The organism is Gorillibacterium timonense, assembly GCF_001457415.1.
GTDB classification, from domain to species: domain Bacteria; phylum Bacillota; class Bacilli; order Paenibacillales; family NBRC-103111; genus Gorillibacterium; species Gorillibacterium timonense.
This window is the reverse complement of record NZ_LN881722.1, coordinates 705,763-729,175: the sequence shown is the minus strand read 5'-3', so window position 1 is coordinate 729,175 and position 23,413 is coordinate 705,763. Positions and strand designations below refer to the sequence as shown.

Here is a 23,413-nt window from a genome sequence, read left to right as displayed (position 1 = left end):
TTACCTTCATCCGAAGATTCCAGTAAACTCCGCTCGACTTGCATGTATTAGGCACGCCGCCAGCGTTCGTCCTGAGCCAGGATCAAACTCTCCATAAAAGTTTATAGATCGTTTCATTAAGCTCATTACTTAACACTTGCGTGTTTGTTGTGCTCCTTCCGAACCGAAGTCCGAAAGTCGCGTCCTTACCACTCGTTGTTCAGTTTTCAAAGGACCATTTTCTTTCGTCGCTTTCTTGCGGCGACTCTTATATCTTACCACAGTTCGTCAGGTGATTGCAACCTTTATTTTTTTGAATCTTTTTGGTTGCGATCCGAAACCCTTTTGTTTCAAGGCCTTTCGAAGCGGCGAGACTTAATTTATCACAGATCGGTACACGGCGTCAACCCTATAAATCAAAAAAGATTACGGTTTCACGAATTGCCTTCGATTCTTATCCAAGGATCGGAAAAACTTCCTTTCCATGACGGCCAACTCGTCATCAAACGGGATGAGCACTTCCCGGATCAGTGCTTTCACCTCCAATTGCGATAGAAGCATGCCGAGCTCGACGGCGATTTCGGCTCCTCCAAGTTCCCTCTCCAGCTCTTGAAGCCCCCAAGGCTCTTCCCGGCTCTCCAACAGCCTCAAGAGATGCGAACAGCAGGCCGTTGTCTTGGAGACGACGCAGAAATCGCTCGCGAGCAAAACCAGCTGGATGCGTTTCAAGAGCGATTCCGAGCTTGAGGTCAGCTCTTCATATAGCTTGAACACCCCGACATTCTCCACCCGGACCTGATCCCAGATCATCCGCTCCGGGTAATGGCCCTGTTCCACCACTGCGAGTCTTCCCCAGTGATGGATCGCCTGCAGCAGATTTTCAAAGGAATCAAGCAAGCATTGATTCTCCAATTCCCTCTTGCTGCGGAGGTAATGGCGGTAAAACAGACAGAATTCCGTCAAGACCAGCTTTTCCTGAAGCAGACCCGTACATTCGTCCAACTGCCGTCGCAGTTCCGACAAATGCTCCTCCGGGTCCGTCAAGATGATCCCCTTGCGAAGCCAGTGAACGAGACTTCGGTCCTCATACCGATATGGAGCCGCTTTCAACCGATCCAAAGACAGGCGGACTTGAACGAGCTTTCCCATCTCTTCGGGGAATTGGAGACAGCGAATGGCCGACTCCTCCTCCGAGAATAGAATCAACAGCCCCCGCTCTCCGTTCGCCAACGAATCGTCCTCATACAAGACCGCACCTTTTATGGCCGGTGTCGCCATGAGCCACTCATCAACGGTTTGTTGCTTGAACTCCAACCCTTTCATGGAACCGAACATCCTCTCCGTGCAGGTACTATTCATCCATAGCTTCTTCTACACGGAGATTGCCAATTCCTGCCGCTTAATGGATTCCACCGATGAAGAAATGAAGAAACCGATAAACAGATGGAGGAGTTCGCTTGTGATTTTATTCAGTAAGTTGTCCTCGTCGAGTCGTTTGGATACGGAGGTCAGCTGCGCTTTATGCCTTGCCGAAGAAAAGGAACAGGCAAAAAAACCAAACCCTGTGAAGGGTCGGATTTTTGCCTGCACTAGCTAGTACGCTATCAGCCCTAATCGTGTGGATAGGAATCGGCGTCAATGGGTATGGGAAGTTCTGCGGAGAGCACGGTTTTTAAGCTGACAGCGTATCGTGCAGTTCGGCTATCGAACAAATTGGAACGATTTGAAGTCAAAATCACTGCCCGGCAAAAACACAAAGGAAACTTTGCATTTCCCTGTTATGCCCTCAAGCGAGAATTCTCTCGGAGTGTAATCGTCTGCGCCTTTGAATTCGGCAATGATACGCTTTTCAGCAGACCCACCGAAAATCACATGGATACTGTTAAGCGGCAAGGCGGATTTTCCCGTTATCATCAACGCGGAGGGAGAATGCTCGCTAAAATCAAATTCTCCGAAATTAAGCATAACGTTGTTGCCGATTCCCGTGACATCGTTTACTCCGACGGTAAACTTATCACCGTAAATGTTCTCGTTGTCAACGGCGCAGATTTCCGCAAATTCCTTTTCGCGCTTATCAAAGCGGAAGCCCTGAATGTCATAGCCGTCGCTCGATTCCATGACAAGGGTGTGCATACCCTTTAGAACCTTTGAGAGCTTGTAGGTTTCGGGAATATACGTCAGCCAGATTGACTTTTTATGATAGGAGAAATCGCCGATTAGTTCTCCACCCTTACCGGGTATTCCGTCGTAAAATTTTATCTGTACGGGGTATGCGGTGTTTGCAAAGATCGGAACCGTCACCGTATCGCTTCCAACCGGTCCGAAATCAACGTTTTCAAAGCCGAACCAGCTGCTCTCCCTTGCAAAAGCCGCGCCGTGCTGAATGCCATTTCCGATATTGCCGCTAGAAACGGTAGCCAGTCCGCCCATCACAAGCTCGTAAGGATTGAACGCAGCCGCTCCAATTCCCTCGCCACTTAATTTCAGTGCGGAAAGAATATGATACTTTTCGGTGCCGTTCTTGCATAACGCTCTGAGATAAAACTCTCCATCGCCGCTGCAGCGAACCGTAACAACCCCGTTTTCAACGGATGTAATCTCCGCAAGATTAGACTCGATCCCAAGTACCGTAGTCATTCTGTACTCAATCTCATCCGCATACGAGGCGTTTGCAGGAGAAACGAGGGTCTTGAAGCTGATTTCACGGCAGTCGGCGTTAAAAACCGTGCTTTCGCCCACTAACTCGATTTTTCTTACGGGAATGTCGAGCTCGGGGTCAGCACAGTCAAACCCGTGAAGAGCATTCTCCTCGTCTGCTGATACTCCCACGGGAACCTCTGTGGGAACAGCATGAAGCACAAGTCTGCTATCAGGCAGACCCGGTGAAGAAACCTTGACCTCCATCTCTCCGGCTTCTGTTTTCGCTGCAACAATGGCCAACAGTTTGCCGGAAAACAATCGGCGCGAGATTCCCTTGTACGGCTCGTAATCGGTTGAATCGCCGTTGTCGAGACCGACAAGTCTCCCTGCTCCGCTAATCGTTACAAAGGCTCTGTTGTTGGCGTTGGCGACCCATTCACCGTTCTCGTCGAAAGCGGAAATATCGATAAAAATCAAATCCGTTCCGTCCGCATTCATTTCCGTTCTGTCGGGAGTGAGCTTAACATATGCCGCGTCTCCGAAGGATCTTTTAACGTCCCTCGCAATTTCGTTCCCGTTTTCGTCGTAGGCTATAGCGCAAAGCTCACCTTTTTTATATTCGAGTATCGTGTCGAGTGTAAGCTCAGTACCGTGCGCGTGGTCGATCTCTTTTTCACCGACAGTCTCTCCATTAAAGAGAAGCTTGACCCTGGGCGCATTTGACGTTACCCGGACGTCGATCTCCTGTCCCTCTGTGAAATCCCAGTACGGGAAAAGATGAACGAACGGAGATTTCTTATAATCCGTCCACTCCGCGCGGAAAATATAGGCGCTGTCCTTTGGAAAGCCTGCCGTATCAATCTGACCGAAATAGCTGTTTTTGGTGGAATACGGGGTAGGCTCTCCGATGTAGTCAAAGCCCGTCCAGATAAACTGTCCCGCGCAATATTCCGCGTCCCGGTCCGCAATGATGCAGAACTCGGTATTTTTGGCGCCCCATCCGGTCGTGCAGTTGCCCAGTGCCGAGCATTGCTCGTCGTCGTCAGCAAGAACCGACTGAGAAAGGGGGAAATGATAGATTCCCCTGCTTTGAATGACAGATGCCGTTTCGCTTCCGTAGATCATCCAGTCCGGGTGCTGTCTGTGCTGTTCCTCATAAAGCCGCTCGGCATAATTGTAGCCGGCAAGCTTAACGATATCGGCGCATTTCTGAGCGTTTTCACCCTGCATGAAATTAGAGCCTATGGTAACATAACCGTTGCATCTCGGGTCATGCTCGCGCACAAACCCCACCAGAAGCGAGGTTACTTCCTGCCCTCTTTCACTGGCGTGAGTGTCGTAAATCTCATTGCCGATGCTCCAGCCGATAATGGAAGGATGATTTCTGTCCCGGCGCACCCACGAAGCAACGTCTCTGCTTATCCACTCGGGGAAAAATCTTGCGTAGTCATATTCGGTTTTCGGCATTTCCCACATATCAAAGCCCTCTGATAAAATCAGAAAGCCCATTTCGTCGGCAAGCTCCATAAGCTCGACCGCAGGCATATTGTGGCTGGTGCGGATTGCGTTCACGCCCATGGTTCTCAGGATATCGAGTCTTCTTTTGATCGCGGTTCTGTTGACCGCAGCGCCTAGTGCGCCTAGATCATGATGCTCGCAGCTGCCGTGAAGTTTCACATGTCGGCCGTTGAGGAAAAATCCGCTGTCGGGAGTAAACTGTATGGTTCTTATCCCGAAACGGTTTTCTTCCCTGTCGATCACCTCGCCGTTTCGGACAAGCTCGGTAACGCAGGAGTACAGCTTAGCCTGTTCAATATCCCACAGAACCGGATTTTCGATTTTGAGAGAATCGGTATTAACGGAATAGGAGCAGCCGTCTCGGAGTACCGTCTGTGAAACGCGGCTCCTATCAACGGCGCAGCAGGAACGCTCAAGTCTTGCGATTTCCTTCTCCCCATCCATGATGATATGGCGGACAGAAAGCTCCGCTGCCCGTACATGATCCGGACGCTCCGTTTCAGCGGTTACCGTAATCGTTCCATCAGCGGAAGCGCTGACATAAATTCCGTCAGCCGTCAAATGGCAGTCGGGATAGGTTTTCAACCAGACCCTCCGGTAAATCCCGGCCCCCGAATACCATCTTGAGTTAGGCTCACGGTGGTCGACGCGGACGGCTATCAAATTTTCTCCGTCCCGGAGCAGGTCGGTAATATCAAATTCAAACGTCGAATATCCGTACTTCCATTCTCCGGCAAGCACACCGTTTACATAAACCCTGCTGTCCATGTAAACGCCTTCGAAACGAATCGAAATGCGCTCTCCGGTTTTTTTGTAGTCAAGATCTCTTCGGTACCATCCTGTTGAGGTTTCGTACAGGTTCTTGGTGTCGTAAATCAGCCAGTCGTGGGGAATGTCCACCCTCTTCCAGTCAAGCGAATCGGAATAATCTGTGTCGATGGGATTTTTTGAAAATTCCCAGCCGTCGCAAAGCAATGTTCTAACGCTCATTAGAGTATCCTCCGTTAATCATGACATGTCCTGCGGAACAACTTCACCTTTGAAAAAGGAATCAAAACTAAGTTGCTTAGAAGAGAGAGTATGAGAATACCTGAACAACATGATATTATTTACTGGAATTGCAATGCTCTTCTTGCAATCGTATTTTATCAAAGGTGATTATTCAAATGAATTATTTCTATACAAACACAGCAAACCCTCTACGCTTTTTTACATGCGGAAATCTTATGAGTCGAGATGGTTTTCTTCACCACAGGCGTACCTTTGACTGCCATGTGCTGATTCTCGTTCTCGAGGGCACCTTACATATCACCCAGTCGGGTTTGGCTCACTCGGTTGCTTCGGGACAATATCTTTTCCTAAAAGCGGGAGAAGAACATTACGGTCATAAGCCTTCCCATGGAAAGCTGGCCTATTTGTGGGTGCACTTTTCTTCCGACACTCCTTGGGAAACCATTTCGGGAGACAATAGCATTACGCTACCTGAATCCTTCGCCTATTTGCTTCCCGAACGCGGGGCTCCCGCAACCTTTCAGCGGATAAGCATTTTGTTCCGTCAGCTGATTGACTTTTCACGTCAGGAAGCGCTGTACACCGAAGCGATCCTTACCTGTGCGCTGAGCCTGCTTGCTATGGAAATGACCCAGGAATTTCTTGATCGCTTATCGAATCGCCAAAACAATATTTCGCCTGTTGTTTATACCATCATGGAATGGGTGAAATCCAATTGCCACAAGCATCTTTCCCTGCATGAAATTGCCGAAGAATTTCACTATAATGCCGAGTATCTTTCCTCGCTGTTCAAAAGGGAAACCGGCATGACGCTTGTCTATTACCTCAATAAATCAAGGGTTGAAATTTCGAAAAACCTCCTGTCCAGCAACAATGTTAGTATAAAAGAAGCCGCATATTCATGCGGTTTCCGGGATGAAAAATACTATATGAAAATGTTCAAAAAGTACGAGGGGATGACTCCCTTGCAGTATAAAAACGCCTTTCATAAGAAGTGAGCGCTCCTGCCGAAATCAAAATGAAGGCCATTGATCTGAGATTGACAGGAGCATGATGCTTCCCAGCGATCAAGGCAGCGTCATGCCCCCATCAAATCTTACTGACCTTATTTGCGGGTGAAATAGACCGTGTAGGTTTCGTCGGTAATTTCATAAAGAGGCTTGAACATGAAGTTTTTCTGCTGATTGCGGGTACGGTAGCTGTTCTGCATCCATGGATACGTTTCGTAAGTATGCTCGGTCTGAGGCATCATAAAGTCCCTTGGATTGCTGAAATCACCCGTAAGTCCGAAGTCGCTGTCGGCAAGACCCGCAAGCACGATCGGTCCGTCAACGATGGCGGCAAGTTCAGGGTTATCGGGCAACGTTTCCATCACCAGGGCGCTCGGGAAGAATAGCTTGATCGTATCGTTCTGCCATTCTTTCTTTATGCTCAAGTATCCGTCGTTGATGTCGAGCTCGGTAATCTCCTGCCCGTTGATCTGAACTACCGGAGTCCCCTTTACCCAGGCTGGTACACGGAAGAGCAAGGTGAAGGTTTCGGGGGCGGACGATTTGATCGTAAATCTCAAAGACCACCTTGACATCTGGCTGTCATCGTGTTCGTCAAAGAACGCTTGGTCATTGTAGTACTTCATATCCGTGGACTGCTCAAAGCTTACTTCCGTTTCGCCGCGGCGATAGTCCAGTTTTGAGGGGATATACTGGCTGATGATCAGCTTGTCCGCTTCGGTATCCTCAAAGTAAATCAAATCGGGATAGATCGATTGCGCCTGAACCATCGTACCGTGGCAGCACCAGAAATCCCTTGTTTTGCTCCCCCACTTTTTATGGCTTCCCGCCGCTAGCGGCAGAAAATAGGCCGGCATTCCCGTTTGCGCATTCTGCTGGGCAAGGAAACCGTTGTACAGGTTTCTTTCGATATAATCAGCATATTTGGTATCGCCTGTCCATTTGAAAAGATAGGACGCCGTTCTTACCATGTTGTACACCGTGCAGAATTCCTGGTTTCTTTCGCCGAGAAATTGTCCCAGCATAAACGGAGGCACCCAGAATTCCCCTGCGTTCTGACCACATGTGCAGTACGTCCCTCTGTCGGTAACCGCGTTTTTCCAGAACAGCTCGGTGATCGTGCGCCATTTCAACTCGCCCGTTACCTCATAAAGCTTCGCTGCACCGTGAGACAGCGGGATACTTGCGTTGGAATGACAGTTGGTAAGCGCGTCTTTTCCTTCCACCAGCTTTCCGAATAACCCGGGATTCCAATACCGCTTTGCCAGAACCAAATATTTATCCTTTTTCGTGATTTCGTACAGCCTTGTCCAAATCTCAAGCATACCCCCCTCTTCGCCGCTGTAGACAGCATGAGGATTTACCTTTTGCATAGCGTCGGTCCAGCTAACATACCAATCGCTCAGGTGGTCCAAAATCTCCAAAGCTTGTTCATTGCCCGCATCCGTATAGGCGTGAGTTAGACCCATGATGGTTTTATGCATGACATACTGCGGCGACCATATATACCGGTTATCCGCCAGCTTTTGAAAATATTTTTCAGGTATGGAGCCGATCCATTCTCCGCCGTTTAGTTCCTGACATCTTGCCAGCTCGGAGATGATTTTATCAAGCTTCGCCTTCAGTTCCCTATCCTGCTCCGTAGCCACATAGGATGCCGCCGCGGAGAGCCAATGGCCCAAAAAATGCCCTCTTAGCTGACACGTAGGCGCTTCCCAGCCCCAATGCAGCTTTGCCGTTTCAGGATTGTCCACCACCTGAAGACCCGGCATAACAATTCCCGCCTCCAGATAAAAATTCTGAAGAAGGCATTGGGTATCAAGCTCCATCAAATACTCTCGGTTGACGTTCATTCTCTCCCGAAAAATCCCAGGGAGCAGAGTTACCTTTTTTTTATCGATTGCTTTTAACATCATTTCATCCTCCACTTAGAGCTATAGCCAGGCGAAACCACTCGACAAATTCGACCAAAGGTCGGGTTTACACACACGCTATAACCGAAATCGTCTTCTGTGTTTTCATCATAGTATGAGCTTTTCGCTATGTCGGTAGACAAAAGCACAGAAAGGGTTGAGGAATTCCAGGACTTAAACAGAAAACCCGCAAACCTTGACGGTTTGCGGGTTTTCTATCGTGACCCAAGGGGGATCAAACCCTGACATTACGGCTTAACCTTGAGCGAGTTCTGGATGACCTTCCAAATATCCGCCGATTCCATCCCTCGGCTCCAGGAAGCGACACCGCCAAGCTTGTACTTGGCGACGAGATCCATTCGCTTTTGCATCGATATGGCATCTTCGATCCAAATCTTCATGGTCTTCCCATCTTCCTTATACTCCACGTAGTGCTGCCCAATCTCCTCATTCATAACCGGAGTGAGCTTCTTCTCCTTGATAAGCGATTGAATGTAGTCCATGGAATACGCCTTAGAACTCACTTTCATCTTGCCGTCCACCGTCTCCTCCGTCCAGATGCGGGTGTAGAAGGGGACGCCTAGAATGAATTTATCTGGAGGCACATCATCTTCCTCCAAAATGCGAGATACGCCCTCCTCCACCCATGGAAGAGAAGCGACGGACCCGGCGGTCTGGCTCGTAGCCCAGTGCTCGTCGTAGCCCATAAGAATCAAGTAATCGACGGTCTCCCCAAGCGCTCTGCGGTCCAGAAACTTCGAATAGACCTCAGAGCCTCCCTTGACGGTGATATCCACCGATACGATGAGGCCTTGCTCATGCATGATCGGAGTCATTTCCCGAAGGAATTGGACGAAATTCTCTTTATCCTTCAAATAGACATTCTCGAAGTCCACATTGATTCCTTGCATGTCGTACATCTGGGCATAAGCAACAAGCTGCTTGATGATCTTCATGCGCGTATCGTAGGAAGCGAGCGCCTGCGTCGTCCGATCAGGATCAAAACCGTTATTGAACAACGCCCAGATTCGGTAGTTGCGTTCATGCGCCCATTTGGAATAGGCAAGGTCTGCTTTCGTCGTAACCGTGCCCTCTCCATCGAGAAGATGGAGCCATTGGGGACTGATGACATTGAGCCCCGGCATGTCCCCTATCTTGCTCAAATCAGGCTTCGTACTCCAAATCTGCTGCCAGGTCAGGTTGATCTTCTCGCCCAAAGGCTTGCCGGGGTCAAATCCCGTTTCGGCGGGCTGAATCGGCACGGTCTCGGTCCGATCGAGAACAAGATCCGCCTTGCGGACGTACCCGATGATGCCGCTCTCGGTTTGAGCGCGATACCAGCCGTCCTCCTCCCCCCACAGCATCACGCTTTGGTTCCCGGAGAGGTCCGTATAGATAGGAGCTTTACTACTCGGGAGAGAACGAAGGCTTTTCGTTCGGGTCGGATGCTTGCTGTCGACCACCACCTTGGCCCACTGCAGGGCGTCCCCCTCTTTCTTCAACAGAACAGCGCCCGTGTCGGAAGATTCCGACAACTGAAAGCGGTAATAATCCTTAAGCGCTTGAACGGGCACGTAGATCACGCCATTCTCTTCCTCAACGGGAACCTGTAATGAAATAGGCTTTTCGTTCAAAAAGGCAGTCAGCTCCCGCGTCTTCATCCGGAGGACCCGGTCTGCTGTCGTAATGATGACCGACTTGCTATCCGCCTCATAGCGGATGTAAGGATCGATGTGTTCCTGGATAACAGGTAAGGGAAGCGCAAGCGTAGCTCCGGTACCGAGAGCCTCGGGCTTCAGCAATTCGCCCTCGTAAAAGATCGGTTTGGAGAAACCGCCAAAATCAGGCGGCAGATGCTCGCGGTTCGGCTGATCGTTCCATAACCGATAGCCTGCGACAAGAGCGGCCGACAAGAAGAGAAGAGCGAGAAGCGGCGGGCCGATCCTCCGTCGCTTTCTCGGTCTCGGTTCCACTATCAACGAATTCATCGCTTAATGCGTCACCTTCGGCTTGCAGTCCGGGCAAACGCCATAGACTTCCAGCCGCAACCCTTCCACCTGAAAGCCGGTCTCTGCGGCAGCCTCCTGTTCGACCTCATGCAGCACCGGATAGCTGAAATCGACGATCTTGCCGCAGACGCGGCATTGAGCATGGTAATGATCGGACAGATCCGCATCGAAGCGGCTGGAAGAGTCGCCATACGTCAGCTCACGGACAAGGCCGGAGTCGATAAACACCCGCAGATTGTTATAGACCGTTGCTACGCTCATGCTGGGAAAACGGGGTACAAGTGCCTTATAGATTTCATCCGCCGAGGGATGAGCCACCGAATCCAACAAAAAAGACAAAATGGCGTGGCGCTGAGGGGTCATACGCACGCCGGTTGTTTTCAATTTCTCCAATGCTTGCTCAAATCTTGATTCCAAAATACTCACCGCCATTGATTTGCTTTTAATCTGATACTTATTGTAAAGAACCACTCTTTTGCTTGTCAATGAAGCTTTTTATACTCTTCTTAAACGCTTTCCATCGCGACGCTCGTCACTCCGTCCACTCTTTGAATCTCTTCGACGATATGGGCGATTTCCGAACCGCGCCGAGGCAGCTTTAGAGACATATGAATGATGAGGTTATGAAGATCGCCTGTCGTTTCTTCCTCCACGGACATGCGCGTAACGGAAACGCTTCGCGCGGAGAGCAGAGTGGAGACGGTTCCCAAGACACCCGGCTGATTCACCACGGAGATCTTTAGGGTAAAGATGCGTTTCCCGCTGAAATAACGCTTTTCCACTTTATTTAGAATATAGAGGCTAAGCAGAACCATGCCCGTCACGAGAAAAGCCCCATAATAAAACCCGGCGCCAACGGCAAGTCCGATCGCGGACGCCACCCAGAGAGAAGCGGCGGTCGTCAGGCCTGTTACGGAAAAGTCGTTGCGAAGGATCGTCCCTGCTCCGAGGAACCCGATGCTCGGAATGACTTGGGCGGCGAGCCGGGTCGGGTCCATCGTCACACCTTTTACACCGGCGAATGCGGCAAAGCCATACACCGAGATAAGCATGAGCAGGGTGGAGCCGAGACAGACCAGGATATGCGTCCGGAAGCCGGCGGGGCGGTTGTTCCGTTCTCGTTCATAGCCGATCAATCCACCCAGCAAAAGAGAAAGGAGCAACCGGATGGTTAGCTCCAAGGGAGAAATGACAAATGGACTCACCGCGGTCCCTCCTATCCTGTAATTTTCAATAACTAGTCGCTCACTATCTTCACGTAATCCGCCATTTGAATCCCCGGGGCGATCTCCCACAAGTCTGTCGGCTTAAAGCCATGCTTTTCATACAGGCGGACGGCGGGCTCATTGGTCGTGACCGCCGAGACATGGAATTCTCGGACGCCCGACGCTTGCCGCTCCACGAATCCGAGGAGGGCCGCCGCGATTCCCTGACGAAAGCTGCCGGGATGAACCATCATCCGGCAGATCGTCAGGATGTCGCGTTCCTGCTCATAAGCTATGCAGGCGATCAACTCTCCGTCACGGAAGCAGCCATAAAAGGACTCCGGCGATTCCCGCAGCGAGGACAAGGTGTCCCGCAGAGGAGGAATGTCGCTGAAGCCGATCACTTGAGCTTCGGACAAGTAAGAGGCCTGCTGCAAGGCGAGAAGCCGCAACGCCTCCGTCTGATCGCTCAGATCGAGCAGTCGGATGTCCTCAGAGACGGCGCTCATGCATTCAACCTGTCGATGATGAGCTTGTTCAGAAGCCCCGGGTTCGCCTTGCCCTTCGTTTCCTTCATCGCTTGTCCGACCAGGAAGCCGACGGCTTTCTCTTTGCCCGCTTTGTAATCCGCAACCGATTGCGGGTTGGCTTCCACGATCCGGTCCACGATGGCAATGAGGGCGCTCTCGTCGCTGATCTGAACGAGCCCTTGCTCTTCCACAATCGCCTGCGGCGCTTTGCCCGTCGCCAGCATCTCTTTGAAGACGGTCTTCGCGATCTTGGTGCTGATCGTCCCTTTCTCGATGAGACCGATCATCTCTCCGAGTCCTGCTCCGGTGATCTTCACTTCGCCCGGCTCTAGCCCGTTCTGGTTCAAATACCCGAGCAGATCGCCCATGATCCAGTTGGCGACCGCTTTGGCGTCGGAGGTATAGCCGAGGCTCTCCTCAAACAGATCGGCAAGCTTCTTCGACGAGGTAATCACTCCGGCGTCGTACTCAGGCAAGCCATAATCGCGGGCATACCGCTCGCGCCTTGCATCCGGAAGCTCCGGAATGGTAGCGCGCACCGCTTCCCGCCACTCTTCGTCGATGTTCAGGACCACGAGATCCGGGTCCGGGAAATAGCGATAATCGTGAGCCTCTTCCTTGCTGCGCATCGAAAAGGTTTTGCCTTGATTTTCATCGAAGCGAAGAGTCTCCTGGACCACTTGTCCTCCGGCGTCGAGAACCTCGGCTTGACGGATCTGCTCGTATTCCAGCGCCTTTTGCACCGCTTTGAAGGAGTTCATGTTCTTCAGCTCAGTGCGGATGCCGTATTCCTCCTGACCGCGGGGGCGCAAGCTGATGTTGGCGTCCCAGCGCAGAGAGCCTTCCTCCATCTTAACGTCAGATACCTCGCAGTACTGCATGATCGCCCGAATCTTCTCGATGTAGAGCAGGGTTTCCTCCGGCGAGCGCAAGTCGGGATCGGACACAATCTCAATGAGCGGAGTCCCAACTCGGTTGAAGTCAACCAGCGAAGCGAAACCGCCGTCCGCGTGGGACAGCTTGCCCGCATCCTCCTCCAGATGAAGCTGCTTGATGCCGATCCGCTTCGTCGTTCCTCCGATTTCAATCTCCAGCCAGCCGTTCTTGCCGATCGGACGATACAATTGGGAAATCTGATAAGCCTTGGGTGAGTCGGGATAGAAATAGTTTTTCCGGTCGAAGCTGGTCGTCTCGCTGATTTCGCAGTTCAAGGCCATGGCGGCCTTCATCGCATATTCGACAGCCCTCTTGTTGAGCACCGGCAGTACGCCGGGGTAACCGAGGCAGACCGGACAGGTATGGGTGTTCGGAGGGGCGCCGAAGGATGTCGAGCAGCCGCAAAAGACTTTCGAATTCGTATGAAGCTCTACGTGCACTTCCAGTCCGATTACCGTTTCGTAACGGCTTTGTTCGTTCGTTTCGATCATGGGTGTGCCTCCTTTATAGCGCCGGACGGGCTAAGTGATAGTCCGTGTGCTGCTCAAAGGCATGGGCGGCACGCAGGATGGTTGATTCATCGAGAGCTTTGCCGATGATCTGCAGGCCGATCGGCAGCCCATCTGCCATCCCGCAAGGAACGCTGATGGCGGGAATGCCCGCCAGGCTCACAGGAATGGTCAGAATATCATTCAAGTACATCGTCAGCGGATCGCTCGCCTGCTCTCCGAGCTTGAAGGCCGGAGTCGGCGCGGTCGGTCCGACGATGATATCAAAGCGCTCGAAGACTTCATCGAAGTCCCGCTTGATCAGGGTGCGGACTTTCTGCGCCTTCAAATAGTACGCTTCGTAATAACCAGAGCTGAGCGCATACGTCCCGAGCATGATCCGGCGCTTCACTTCCGGGCCGAAGCCTTCGCTGCGCGACTTGCGGTACAGGTCCAGAAGGTTGTCCGCTTGCTCCGCGCGAACGCCGTAGCGGACTCCGTCAAAGCGGGCCAGATTCGAGGAGGCTTCCGAGGAAGCAAGCAGATAGTACGCCGCTACTGCATATTCCGTATGTGGGAGAGAGACCTCTTCCCAAACGGCGCCCAGCTTCTCCAGCTCGGCGAGCGCATTCCGCACGGCATCCCGAACCGCAGGCGCAACGCCTTCTCCCATGTATTCCTTCGGAACCGCGACCCGCAGCCCGCGGATATCACCCGTCAGCGCTTTGCGGTAATCCGGCAGATCCACCTTCAAGGAAGTGGAATCCTTCGAATCATGACCGGCGATAGCTTGAAGCACATAAGCACTGTCTTCGACGTTCTTAGTCAGCGGTCCGATCTGGTCGAGTGAGGACGCGAAGGCCACGAGACCGAAACGGGAAACGAGCCCGTAGGTCGGCTTCAAGCCGACGATTCCGCAGTAGGAAGCGGGCTGCCGGATGGAGCCGCCGGTGTCGGAGCCGAGAGCAAAATAAACCTCTCCCGCTGCTACAGCCGCTGCCGAGCCGCCGCTGCTGCCGCCGGGAACGTAGTCCAGGTTCCACGGATTCCGCACCGGATGAAACGAGGAATTCTCGTTGGAGCCGCCCATGGCGAACTCGTCCATGTTCGTCTTGCCCACGAGCACATACTCGTGCCGCTGCAAGTTCTGAACGGCCGTCGCATCGTAGATGGACGTGTAATTGGACAGGAATTGACTGGCGCAGGTGGTTTTATACCCCAAAGTATTCATGTTGTCCTTGATTCCAGCCGGAAGGCCGAACAAGAGCCCGCGCTCCCCGCCTTCCCGCAGTTTCCTGTCCAGCTTTTGGGCTTCCTTCCGCGCATCCTCGCCGGTTACACTCAGGAACGCCCCAATTCGGCCGTCCACTTGCTCGATCCGGTCGAGCGATTCCGCAACGAGCTCTTCGACGGACAGTTCCTGAGCGGCCAGCTTCTTGCCGACTTCTTCAATCGATTGTTGTAACAGGGTCAACGTCATGGCCTCCTCTATTCCAGCACCGCCGGCACTTTGATCTGTCCATCCTCTTCATCCGGCGCGTTCAGCAGAACGCTTTCCAGCGGAAGCGATGGACGCACTTCGTCCTCCCGCAGCACATTCGCAAGCGGTACGGCGTGATCGGTCGGTTCGATTTCGTCCGTATCCAGGCTGCCGAGCTTCTCGGCATACTTCAGGATGGCGTTCAACTGCTCCGTATACATCTCTTTCTCTTCCTCCGTAAGCTCCAGCCGGGCCAGATTGGCCACATGCTCCACTTGCTTGGCGGATATGCTCATCCCAGCGCACCTCTTCTCTCCGCGAGCCCGTCCACCCCAGCCACTTAACGCGCTGGCACGGTAACGGACGGCGCCCTTAATCATTCCCTCATTATAGCCTAGTCCCTGTTTTTCCTCAATTGGCTGGCTGAGGAAAAGCAAGGCTGCAGCGCCTTCGAATACCCCTTTTCGAGGACCCGCCATCACGGAGTTGAGATGCTCTACCATTGATAAGTCGTGCAAAGGAAAAAGGCGGTCCTCCGCCACCATCAAGTGACAGGGAACTGCCTTCAGGCTTCCGCTATTCATTTCCGCTTAAGAGGAGTTCAGGATCTTTCGTCCGATCCCACTCTTCATGCTCATGCTTTCCTTGACTTTCATGCAGATCTTTAAATGTAGACAGGCAGAGGATCAATCTTGCTTGCGTTCTCGACCATCACTCCCGAGTGCTCATCAAAGCGGTACAGACGATGGATCAAGAGTCCGACCTGGTCGCCAACCTCTAGCGCTTCTTGTTCCAGGGAGCGGTACGCGAGGAGCCGATGCGGCCCCGATTCGATCTCAACTTCCCAGGAAGTCCCGCGGAAGAAGAGGCTGCGCACCGTTCCCTTCTCATAAGCCGAGACGAACGTTCCTTCACCCGGGCGGAAAATCTCGATAAATTCCGGACGGATCATCCCTTTGGCCACACCTTCCCGCTCGAAGCCCCTCAACCGGGAGCAGTCCTCCACCAGGTTGGATTCGCCGATAAAGGCTGCGACAAAAGGCGTTTGCGGCTCCTTATAGATGTCCCACGGCGTTCCCTTCTGCTCAAGGCGTCCCTTGTTGATCACCATGATCTCATCCGCCACCTCCACCGCCTCCTCCTGATCGTGGGTGACGAAGATGGTCGTGATCTTGAGGCGGTTGATCATCTCGCGAAGCCACGTCCGAAGCTCCTTGCGCACCTTGGCGTCAATGGCCGCAAACGGTTCGTCCAAGAGCAGAAGCTGCGGCTCAGGCGCGATCGCCCGGGCGAAGGCCACCCGCTGCTTCTGTCCGCCCGAGAGCTGATGCGGATAGCGCCCGCCGAGTCCGGCGAGCCCCGTTAAGTTGAGCAGCTTCTCCACTCGCTCCCTCGTCTCCTTGCGCGATTTCTTTTGCACCGCGAGGCCGAAGGCGATGTTATCGAATACCGTCATGTGCTTGAACAAGGCATAGTTCTGGAAGACAAAGCCGATGCCGCGCTTTTGCGGCGGCTCGTTTTCGACCCGCCTCCCGTGAAAGTAGATTTCTCCTGACGAGGGCTGCTCCAGCCCCGCCAGCATGCGCAGAATCGTCGTCTTTCCTCCGCCGCTCGGGCCGAGAAGGCCGATCAGCTTTCCTTCCTCGATGTCGAAGCTGACGCCGTGGACGGCATAATCGCCGCCGAAGCTTTTGCTTAGCTCCTTTACCTGGATGTGCATCGGGTTCTCCTCCCGGTTCCTTTAGGATTTGCGGTGCTTCCACTCGACCAGGCTCTTCACCCCGAGTGTGACAAGGGCGAGCAGGACGAGCAGTGAAGCACAGGCGAATGCGGCGGAAAAATTGTATTCATTATAAAGAATCTCCACATGCAAAGGCAGCGTGTTGGTTTTGCCGCGAATGTGGCCGGAGACTACCGAAACTGCCCCGAATTCTCCCATGGCCCGCGCGTTGCACAATATGACGCCGTACAGGAGCGCCCATTTGATGTTGGGCAAGGTCACCTTCCAAAAGATGCGCCAGCCGCTTGCGCCGAGGCTCGCCGCCGCTTCCTCCTCCGCCGTTCCCTGCGCTTGCATGAGCGGGATAAGCTCCCGCGCGACAAACGGGAAGGTGACGAATACGGTAGTCAGGACGATGCCCGGCACGGCGAAGATCACCTTAATGTCGTGCTCGGAGAGAAACGGTCCGAGCCAGCCCTTGCTGCCGAAGATCAGTACGAAGACCAAGCCGGCAATGACCGGCGACACGGAAAAGGGCAGGTCGATGAGCGTGATGAGCAGGTTTTTGCCGCGAAACTTAAACTTGGTGATGGCCCAAGCTGCCGCGACGCCGAATACCAGGTTGAGAGGAACCGCGATTCCAGCCACGAGCAGCGTCAAGCGGATCGCCGAAAGCGCGTTCTTTTCCCGAAGCGAGGCAAAATAGAGATCCGCTCCCCGCTTGAAGGCTTCCGCAAATACGGTGATCAGCGGAAGAATGAGCACCAGCAAGAGAAACAAGAGAGCGATCCCGATCATCAGATAGCGAACCCATGCCGGTTCGTTCAAATGACGAGGGCGGGTTTGGGGTGCGGCCGCTTGGACACGTGTCGTGACAGCCATGCGATTACCTCCTTCGGGGATCCGGGAATCATCTTGGAAGCGTCTTTTGGTTCGTCTTCCACTGCAGCAGGTTGATGGCAAACAGCAAGAGGAAGGACAAGAGCAGCATGAGCGCGGCAATCGCCGTTGCCCCGGCATAATCAAACTGCTCCAGCTTCGTCATGATGAGCAGCGGAGCGATCTCCGTCTTCATCGGCATGTTGCCGGAGATAAACACCACCGAGCCATACTCCCCGAGCGATCGGGCAAACGCGAGAGCAAAGCCGGTGAGGAGAGGAGGAATCAGCTCGGGAAGAATAACCCGGCGGAAGATCGTCCAGCGGTAAGCCCCGAGACTGGCCGCCGCTTCCTCCAGGTCCTTTTCCAGCTCCTCCAGCACCGGCTGGAGCGTGCGCACGACAAACGGTAGACCGATAAAGGTGAGGGCGATGATGATCCCGAGCGGGGAAAATGCCGCCTTGATCCCAAGAGGTTCGAGCAGCCGTCCGACCCAGCCGTTCTGTGAATAGATCGTGGTGAGCGCGATGCCCGCTACCGCCGTCGGCAGAGCAAACGGAATATCGATGATTCCGTCCACCAATCGCCTTCCGGGAAACCGATAGCGAACCAGGACCCAGGCGATTACGAAGCCGAATACAGCATTGATGACCGCGGCAACGAAGCTTGTGTAGAAGGTCACCTCCAGCGAAGCGAGAACGCGGGAATTCGTGACCGTCTGCCACAGCTTATCCCAGCTGAGCGTCGCAGCCTTCAGGAAGACCGCAGACAGCGGGATGAGCACGATCAGGCTAAGATACAGAACGGTGAAGCCCATGGATAATCCGAAACCGGGGAGCACGCTTTTCATTTTCCGGACACGAGTCATAAGAAAATTCCTCCGCTTATGTGCCAGGGCACCTCATCACTGGTTTCAATGCTTGCAGGAGTGAGGGAACCTGTTCATTTGGGCTGGTAAATCTGATCGAAGACGCCGCCATCATTGAAATGCTTCTCTTGAGCGGCGCGCCAACCGCCAAACAAGCTGATATCAAAGGTCTCGAGTTGCGAAAACTGATCCTTGAATTTCTCGGCGACCGATGCGAGCCGCGGCCTATAGTAGTTCTTGGCGGCGATCGTCTGCCCTTCTTCCGTATACAGATATTCAAGATATGCCTGGGCGATCTCCCGGGTTCCGCGTTTATCCACCGTCTTGTCGACGACAGCAACCGGAGGCTCCGCCAAAATACTGACCGATGGAGTGATGATTTCGAATTTATCCTTGCCGAGTTCGTTCACGGATAGATAGGCTTCGTTCTCCCAAGCGATCAGCACGTCCCCGATTCCCCGCTCCACGAAGGTGGTCGTTGCGCCGCGCGCCCCAGAATCGAGCACTGGCACATTCTTGAAGAGCGCCGTCACGAATTCCTTGGCTTTGGCTTCGTCATTGTTGTTGTGCTTAAGCGCGTAGCCCCAAGCCGCGAGATAGTTCCAGCGGGCTCCTCCCGACGATTTGGGATTCGGGGTAATCACCTGAACGCCCGGTTTGACCAGATCATCCCAATCCTTGATGCCCTTCGGGTTTCCCTTCTTCACTAGGAAGACGATGGTTGATGTATAGGGAGAGCTGTTATCTGCAAGCTTGGACTGCCAATCTTTAGCCAATAGCCCGTTGTCCGCAAGAGAGTCGATGTCATAAGCGAGAGCCAGGGTGACCACATCCGCTTCCAGACCGTCGATGACCGAGCGAGCCTGCTTGCCGGATCCTCCGTGCGACTGCTGGATGGTGACGGACTGTCCGGATTTCTCTTTCCAATAATTCGCGAAAGATTCATTAAAGGCTTCATAGAGCTCCCGCGTCGGATCATACGATACATTGAGCAGCTCCACGCTTGCTTTGCCATTTGTCTTCGGCGCGGTGGATCCGCTTGCTACGCTCTCCGACGGTTTTGGCGAGGAACCTTCTCCGTTTGCCGAGTCATTCTTGTTCCCGCAGCCGATCAGCCCGATCACCAGCGCACCGACCGCCAGAAACGCAGCCCCTTTTCTCCACCTCTTCGGACTTCCGATGCCGTCTCTACCCATCATTCCATCTCCTCTCTTTTTGGCAAAAGCTACCCCTTGAGCAAACCAATTGATTTCCGTAAATAATAATTAATCCGATTGAATTAATAAGATTTGTTAGATCATATCACCTGGAAAATCAATCCGTCAATACGCTTTAAAGCGATAGCGAAAAAAAGTTGATAAGAAATTTTGTGGAATGTCGCTTAAAGTCGAGAAAACGTTACCAAACGGGAGAAATTCAATGATTTATCATCATCCATCAAACGAATTGGAATTTTTAGAATATTTACAATAATCAAATAATAAGGTATGATGAAGCCATGGAAAGCAAAACACTCTTCAACCGAAGCTTCCGCTTTCCAGTCTCCAACCACCTACCGCCTAGAGGAAACGGCTTCCGGATTGCTCTCGTACGATATTTCCGATCACTTGCCAAACAAGCGAGCGGAACGTACCCTCCCCTATCGGGGACCAAAGAACAAAATCCCGAATGCGGACTTTAGCGGCGGCGAAGAGAGGGGATAGTCCATTGGAATTCGTGAGGCGAGCATATTGACGGCTTCATACGGGAAAGCTCGCGGAGGTGACAACGCAGCTTGTATGCAGCGGGTATGCGGGAACCGAGATCACAAGTAAGAGATGGACAGCAATCGATTCTAAAGAAAGGTTGCTCACGGGCATGCCAGGCATGCAAAGCGAATTCGAGGTAGGAATTCGACTATGAACCGAATAGCATGCGAAGCATGTGACCGGCAGGAGGGAAAGAGCAAAAATTGAATACGCACCAACCATATAAATAGCCCTCGCCAGAGCATAATCGGCGAGGGCTATTTATGTATGACCAGAAATCCATCTGCTTGATAGGGGCAATTGCTACAAAAGAGAGCCGAAAACATAACCGCTCCATTCGGTTACCCTTTCCGCTCTCTAGTCTGTTGGCATAGGTTCTTGCGTTATAGGCTCAGCTAATTGGCAGACAGAACACCGCGCGTCTTGACGATGATCTTGCGGATGCTGTCCTCCGACAGGTGATAGCTGAGAGTCAGGTCTTTCATGGTCCAGCCTGTACAGTACAGGCTGTAGATTTCCTGGTTGCGCTTTTCCATCAATTGGCGAGTTCCGTTGTTTTCTCCCCAGCCCGCACGTTTTTGTTCCTTTTTGGGGATGTAGACGATTTCACCTTGAATATATTTTTGAAGCTCCTTAAGCAAGCTAGGGGGAAGAATGTCCCTTCCATTTTTGTAACTCATCACCGAGTACCTCCTTGGGTTGGTTCGTTCCATTGGTTACTTGCGCTGTGCGAAACTTGACCGTGGCAACTTGAAATACAGATTGATTAATCAACATATTCACGCCTCTCCTTTCATAATGGTAGTTTGTGGAATTTCGTTTTTGGGTACAAAAAAACACGATACCCGTATCGTGCCTGCCCGTGAAAAAAAGGTTGTAAGGACATGGGACGGATCATGAAACTTGCTTTTCAGTTAGTCTGCACCTCTACCCGGACTCTGAAAACCTTCATCATCTTAAACACCCCTTCCTCACGTTATGTAATGGAAACCTGTTTCCAGTATAGCGGACTCTCCAATGACTGGCAATGGTTTTATTAAAAAGGCGGAGGACCGACGGTCCCCCGCCCCCATTCCGAGCGATTCCCGCCTGAGTTAGGCGGAAATCACCTCATATGCTTTGATCAACTCAATCACGCTCCTTTCGAAAAGAATTCGCCGGCACCTCTATCTAACCATGCCGGACAAACCAATCTCAAGGGAAAGAATGATCTAAACCGTTTAGTCCTGCTTCGCCCCACAATTCCCTGCCAGCATAGGCTTGCGGAGTGCTTTCTTCGCTGCTTCACGGTTCTCCGGAAAGAATGGATTATCTTCAACGGCACCGAAATTCCTTGTCCAAATTTATTAATGCGGATGGATTAGGACTTCCAGCAGAACCCTGCAACCCTTTTCCATCTGATCTCGTCTGAATAAGAAGATCCCCTACTAACGGAGGTGTCGACTCTTGTTACGAGTAAAGCGCACAACCATCGCCGCCCTCGCTGCCGGCTGCTTGCTTCTCGCGGGCGTTCAGCAAACCGCCGAGGCCGCTGCCAAGTACGTGCTTACCCAGGTCAATTACCCGGTTCATGTAAACGGAATTCCCTATGTCGACGAGAACCTGCCCATTCTCAATTACAAAGGCTCGACTTATGTACCGCTGAAGAGCATCGCCACGATTCTGGGCGATCATGTCGTCTGGAATACCGCCGCGAAGCGCGTCGATATCACTCCCGCCATACCCGAGTATGCCAATCCCGCATTCCGCATCACCTCGGTAGCCGGTCAAGACGGCCGTTATACCGTGAAAGGGCAAGGCCGAGTTTTTGAGGCTGTCATGTCGTATCGCGTGACGGACGGCAAATCGACCCTTCTCGACAAGACCCTTCAGTTGAACGCGGGGGCTCCCTCCTGGGTTCCCTTCAAGCTCGAGCTGACCCTCCCCAAGGATCAATTGCCGAAGGATGGGACGCTTCATCTGGAGCTGTATGAGACCAGCATGAAGGACGGCCAGCCGATTCATGTGCTGCCCATTCACCTGCAGACCTGGTAGACGGTAAAAAGGATGAGGCCGGTTCCGGACAGGCGTAGCCTGCTCGGAACCGGCCCTTTTGTTAGTCCCCTATGCCCTCACGTTTCCGGCAGGAAGAGAAAGCTTTACGATAGGATGCGGCACTCTGCTCCCTATACAGGAAAATCCTTCATCCTCTGCGATGGGAGCGTTCATACACGCGAAATTCATAACGATAGGGATTCTTCTCGTCCGTTACGCCAGGGGTCATAGAGACAAGCTTCCATTCGCTCTCGTCCCATACGGTGAAGTAAGTATCCGCAGGGAAGTCGGCATCGATGACGGTCAAGTGAATCCGATCGGCGTACGGGTAGAACAGACGGAAGATCTCCGCTCCGCCGATGACGAACAACTCTTGATCCCGATAAGCCTCCGCCGCCTCACGGGGAGAACGGACAACCTCAATACCCTCGGCCTGAAAAAGCTCATCCCGCGTCGCAACGAGATTTGTCCGGCCGGGCAGCGGCTTGCCGATGGATTGATACGTTTTGCGCCCCATCAAGATAGGGTGGCCCATCGTGGTCCGCTTAAAGTAGGCGAGATCGGCCGGGAGCCGCCAGGGAAGCTTGTTATCGCTGCCGATCGACCGATCCCGGCCCATGGCGAGAATAAAAGTGATCACACCGAAACCTCCCCACGGATTCGGGGATGCGGATCATAGCCCGTTAAGGTGAAGTCCTCATAGACGAAATCGAAGATCGAATGGACCTCCGGATTGAGCGTCATGGTGGGCTGAGACCTCGGCTCACGGGACAGTTGTTCGTTCACTTGATCGAGATGATTTAAGTAAATATGGGCATCTCCCAGCGTATGAATGAATTCCCCCGGCTTGAGCCCGCACACTTGAGCAATCATCAAGGTGAGCAGCGCATAGGACGCGATATTGAAAGGTACGCCAAGGAAAGTGTCGGCGCTGCGCTGGTAGAGCTGACAGGACAGCCGCCCGTCCTGGACATAGAATTGAAACAGCAGATGGCAGGGGACGAGTGCCATTTGGTCCAGCTCACCCACATTCCAGGCACTGACGATGAGGCGCCGCGAATGGGGTGTCGTCTTGATCGCTTCGATCACCTGAGAAATCTGATCGATGGTCCGACCGTCCACGGCTTCCCACGATCTCCACTGCTTGCCGTATACCGGTCCGAGGTCGCCATTTTCATCCGCCCATTCATCCCAGATGCTTACCTTATGTTCACGAAGATACGCGATATTGGTCTCTCCCTTAAGAAACCATAGCAGCTCGTATATGATGGACTTCAAGCTCATTTTCTTGGTGGTGAGAAGCGGAAATCCTTTGGCGAGATCAAACCGCATTTGGTATCCGAACGTGCTGATCGTGCCCGTTCCCGTACGGTCCTCTCTCTTGGAACCGTTCTCCAGGATATGCTTGCATAAGCCGAGATAAGCGTCCATGTCAGCCTCCAATC

At 52.7% G+C, this 23,413-nt stretch carries 19 protein-coding genes and 1 rRNA gene; 2 read left to right on the top strand and 18 right to left on the bottom strand.

Features of this window, described 5'->3' with window-relative positions:
• The 3 genes from BN2684_RS24715 to BN2684_RS07745 all read right to left on the bottom strand — a co-directional run.
• Positions 1-98, bottom strand: a 16S ribosomal RNA gene (locus BN2684_RS24715); the annotation flags it as partial.
• A 307-nt stretch (positions 99-405) separates the two neighbouring features.
• The gene (locus BN2684_RS07750; RefSeq protein ID WP_058301565.1) at positions 406-1,302 is read right to left on the bottom strand and encodes a hypothetical protein; all 897 of its coding nucleotides are present in this window, start codon (positions 1,300-1,302) and stop codon (positions 406-408) included.
• Between the two features lie 378 nt (positions 1,303-1,680).
• Positions 1,681-5,127 carry a glycoside hydrolase family 2 TIM barrel-domain containing protein gene (locus BN2684_RS07745; RefSeq protein ID WP_058301564.1) on the bottom strand — a complete coding sequence of 1,149 codons (3,447 nt, stop codon included), beginning with the start codon at positions 5,125-5,127 and terminating at the stop codon, positions 1,681-1,683.
• Positions 5,128-5,303: 176 nt separating this feature from the next.
• Between BN2684_RS07745 and BN2684_RS07740 the strand changes: the two genes are divergently transcribed.
• Positions 5,304-6,146, top strand: coding sequence for a helix-turn-helix domain-containing protein (locus BN2684_RS07740; RefSeq protein ID WP_082651821.1), 843 nt, complete (start codon positions 5,304-5,306; stop codon positions 6,144-6,146).
• Between the two features lie 107 nt (positions 6,147-6,253).
• Here BN2684_RS07740 and BN2684_RS07735 read toward each other — a convergent pair whose 3' ends face one another.
• The 13 genes from BN2684_RS07735 to BN2684_RS07675 form a co-directional block, all read right to left on the bottom strand.
• Positions 6,254-8,071, bottom strand: coding sequence for a beta-L-arabinofuranosidase domain-containing protein (locus BN2684_RS07735; RefSeq protein ID WP_058301562.1), 1,818 nt, complete (start codon positions 8,069-8,071; stop codon positions 6,254-6,256).
• Between the two features lie 248 nt (positions 8,072-8,319).
• Entirely contained in the window at positions 8,320-10,059 is a 1,740-nt protein-coding gene (locus tag BN2684_RS07730; protein WP_058301561.1) for a glycosyl hydrolase family 18 protein, read from the bottom strand.
• 3 nt (positions 10,060-10,062) lie between these two features.
• Positions 10,063-10,512 carry a peroxide-responsive transcriptional repressor PerR gene (perR, locus tag BN2684_RS07725; protein ID WP_058301617.1) on the bottom strand — a complete coding sequence of 150 codons (450 nt, stop codon included), beginning with the start codon at positions 10,510-10,512 and terminating at the stop codon, positions 10,063-10,065.
• A 74-nt stretch (positions 10,513-10,586) separates the two neighbouring features.
• The gene (locus tag BN2684_RS07720) at positions 10,587-11,285 is read right to left on the bottom strand and encodes an MgtC/SapB family protein (RefSeq protein ID WP_058301560.1); all 699 of its coding nucleotides are present in this window, start codon (positions 11,283-11,285) and stop codon (positions 10,587-10,589) included.
• 32 nt (positions 11,286-11,317) lie between these two features.
• Positions 11,318-11,794: a GNAT family N-acetyltransferase gene (locus BN2684_RS07715; RefSeq protein WP_058301559.1), complete on the bottom strand. Its 477-nt coding sequence runs from the start codon at positions 11,792-11,794 to the stop codon at positions 11,318-11,320.
• Positions 11,791-13,242: an Asp-tRNA(Asn)/Glu-tRNA(Gln) amidotransferase subunit GatB gene (gene gatB / locus BN2684_RS07710; RefSeq protein ID WP_058301558.1), complete on the bottom strand. Its 1,452-nt coding sequence runs from the start codon at positions 13,240-13,242 to the stop codon at positions 11,791-11,793. Before gatB ends, BN2684_RS07715 begins: the two co-directional genes overlap by 4 nt.
• A 13-nt stretch (positions 13,243-13,255) precedes the next feature.
• On the bottom strand, positions 13,256-14,719 hold the full coding sequence (gene gatA / locus BN2684_RS07705) for an Asp-tRNA(Asn)/Glu-tRNA(Gln) amidotransferase subunit GatA (protein ID WP_392388996.1): 1,464 nt from the start codon (positions 14,717-14,719) through the stop codon (positions 13,256-13,258).
• 8 nt (positions 14,720-14,727) lie between these two features.
• Positions 14,728-15,015 (bottom strand): Asp-tRNA(Asn)/Glu-tRNA(Gln) amidotransferase subunit GatC, encoded by a 288-nt coding sequence (gatC, locus tag BN2684_RS07700; RefSeq protein ID WP_058301556.1) that lies wholly within the window; start codon positions 15,013-15,015, stop codon positions 14,728-14,730.
• Between the two features lie 368 nt (positions 15,016-15,383).
• Positions 15,384-16,439, bottom strand: coding sequence for an ABC transporter ATP-binding protein (locus BN2684_RS07695; protein WP_058301555.1), 1,056 nt, complete (start codon positions 16,437-16,439; stop codon positions 15,384-15,386).
• A gap of 21 nt (positions 16,440-16,460) precedes the next feature.
• Positions 16,461-17,321 carry a sulfate ABC transporter permease subunit CysW gene (gene cysW / locus BN2684_RS07690; protein WP_058301554.1) on the bottom strand — a complete coding sequence of 287 codons (861 nt, stop codon included), beginning with the start codon at positions 17,319-17,321 and terminating at the stop codon, positions 16,461-16,463.
• A gap of 28 nt (positions 17,322-17,349) precedes the next feature.
• Entirely contained in the window at positions 17,350-18,186 is an 837-nt protein-coding gene (gene cysT / locus BN2684_RS07685; RefSeq protein ID WP_058301553.1) for a sulfate ABC transporter permease subunit CysT, read from the bottom strand.
• A 74-nt stretch (positions 18,187-18,260) separates the two neighbouring features.
• Positions 18,261-19,382 carry a sulfate ABC transporter substrate-binding protein gene (locus tag BN2684_RS07680; protein ID WP_058301552.1) on the bottom strand — a complete coding sequence of 374 codons (1,122 nt, stop codon included), beginning with the start codon at positions 19,380-19,382 and terminating at the stop codon, positions 18,261-18,263.
• A gap of 947 nt (positions 19,383-20,329) precedes the next feature.
• On the bottom strand, positions 20,330-20,614 hold the full coding sequence (locus tag BN2684_RS07675; protein ID WP_058301551.1) for a CD3324 family protein: 285 nt from the start codon (positions 20,612-20,614) through the stop codon (positions 20,330-20,332).
• A 766-nt stretch (positions 20,615-21,380) separates the two neighbouring features.
• On the opposite strand from BN2684_RS07675, the gene BN2684_RS07670 reads away from it, so the two are divergent.
• The gene (locus tag BN2684_RS07670) at positions 21,381-21,968 is read left to right on the top strand and encodes a Gmad2 immunoglobulin-like domain-containing protein (RefSeq protein WP_058301550.1); all 588 of its coding nucleotides are present in this window, start codon (positions 21,381-21,383) and stop codon (positions 21,966-21,968) included.
• 148 nt (positions 21,969-22,116) lie between these two features.
• Here the strand turns inward: BN2684_RS07670 and BN2684_RS07665 are convergent, their stop codons facing one another.
• Positions 22,117-22,608 (bottom strand): dihydrofolate reductase, encoded by a 492-nt coding sequence (locus BN2684_RS07665; protein WP_058301549.1) that lies wholly within the window; start codon positions 22,606-22,608, stop codon positions 22,117-22,119.
• Entirely contained in the window at positions 22,605-23,399 is a 795-nt protein-coding gene (locus BN2684_RS07660; protein ID WP_058301548.1) for a thymidylate synthase, read from the bottom strand. The genes BN2684_RS07665 and BN2684_RS07660 overlap by 4 nt, the downstream gene beginning before the upstream one ends.
• Positions 23,400-23,413: the final 14 nt, after the last annotated feature.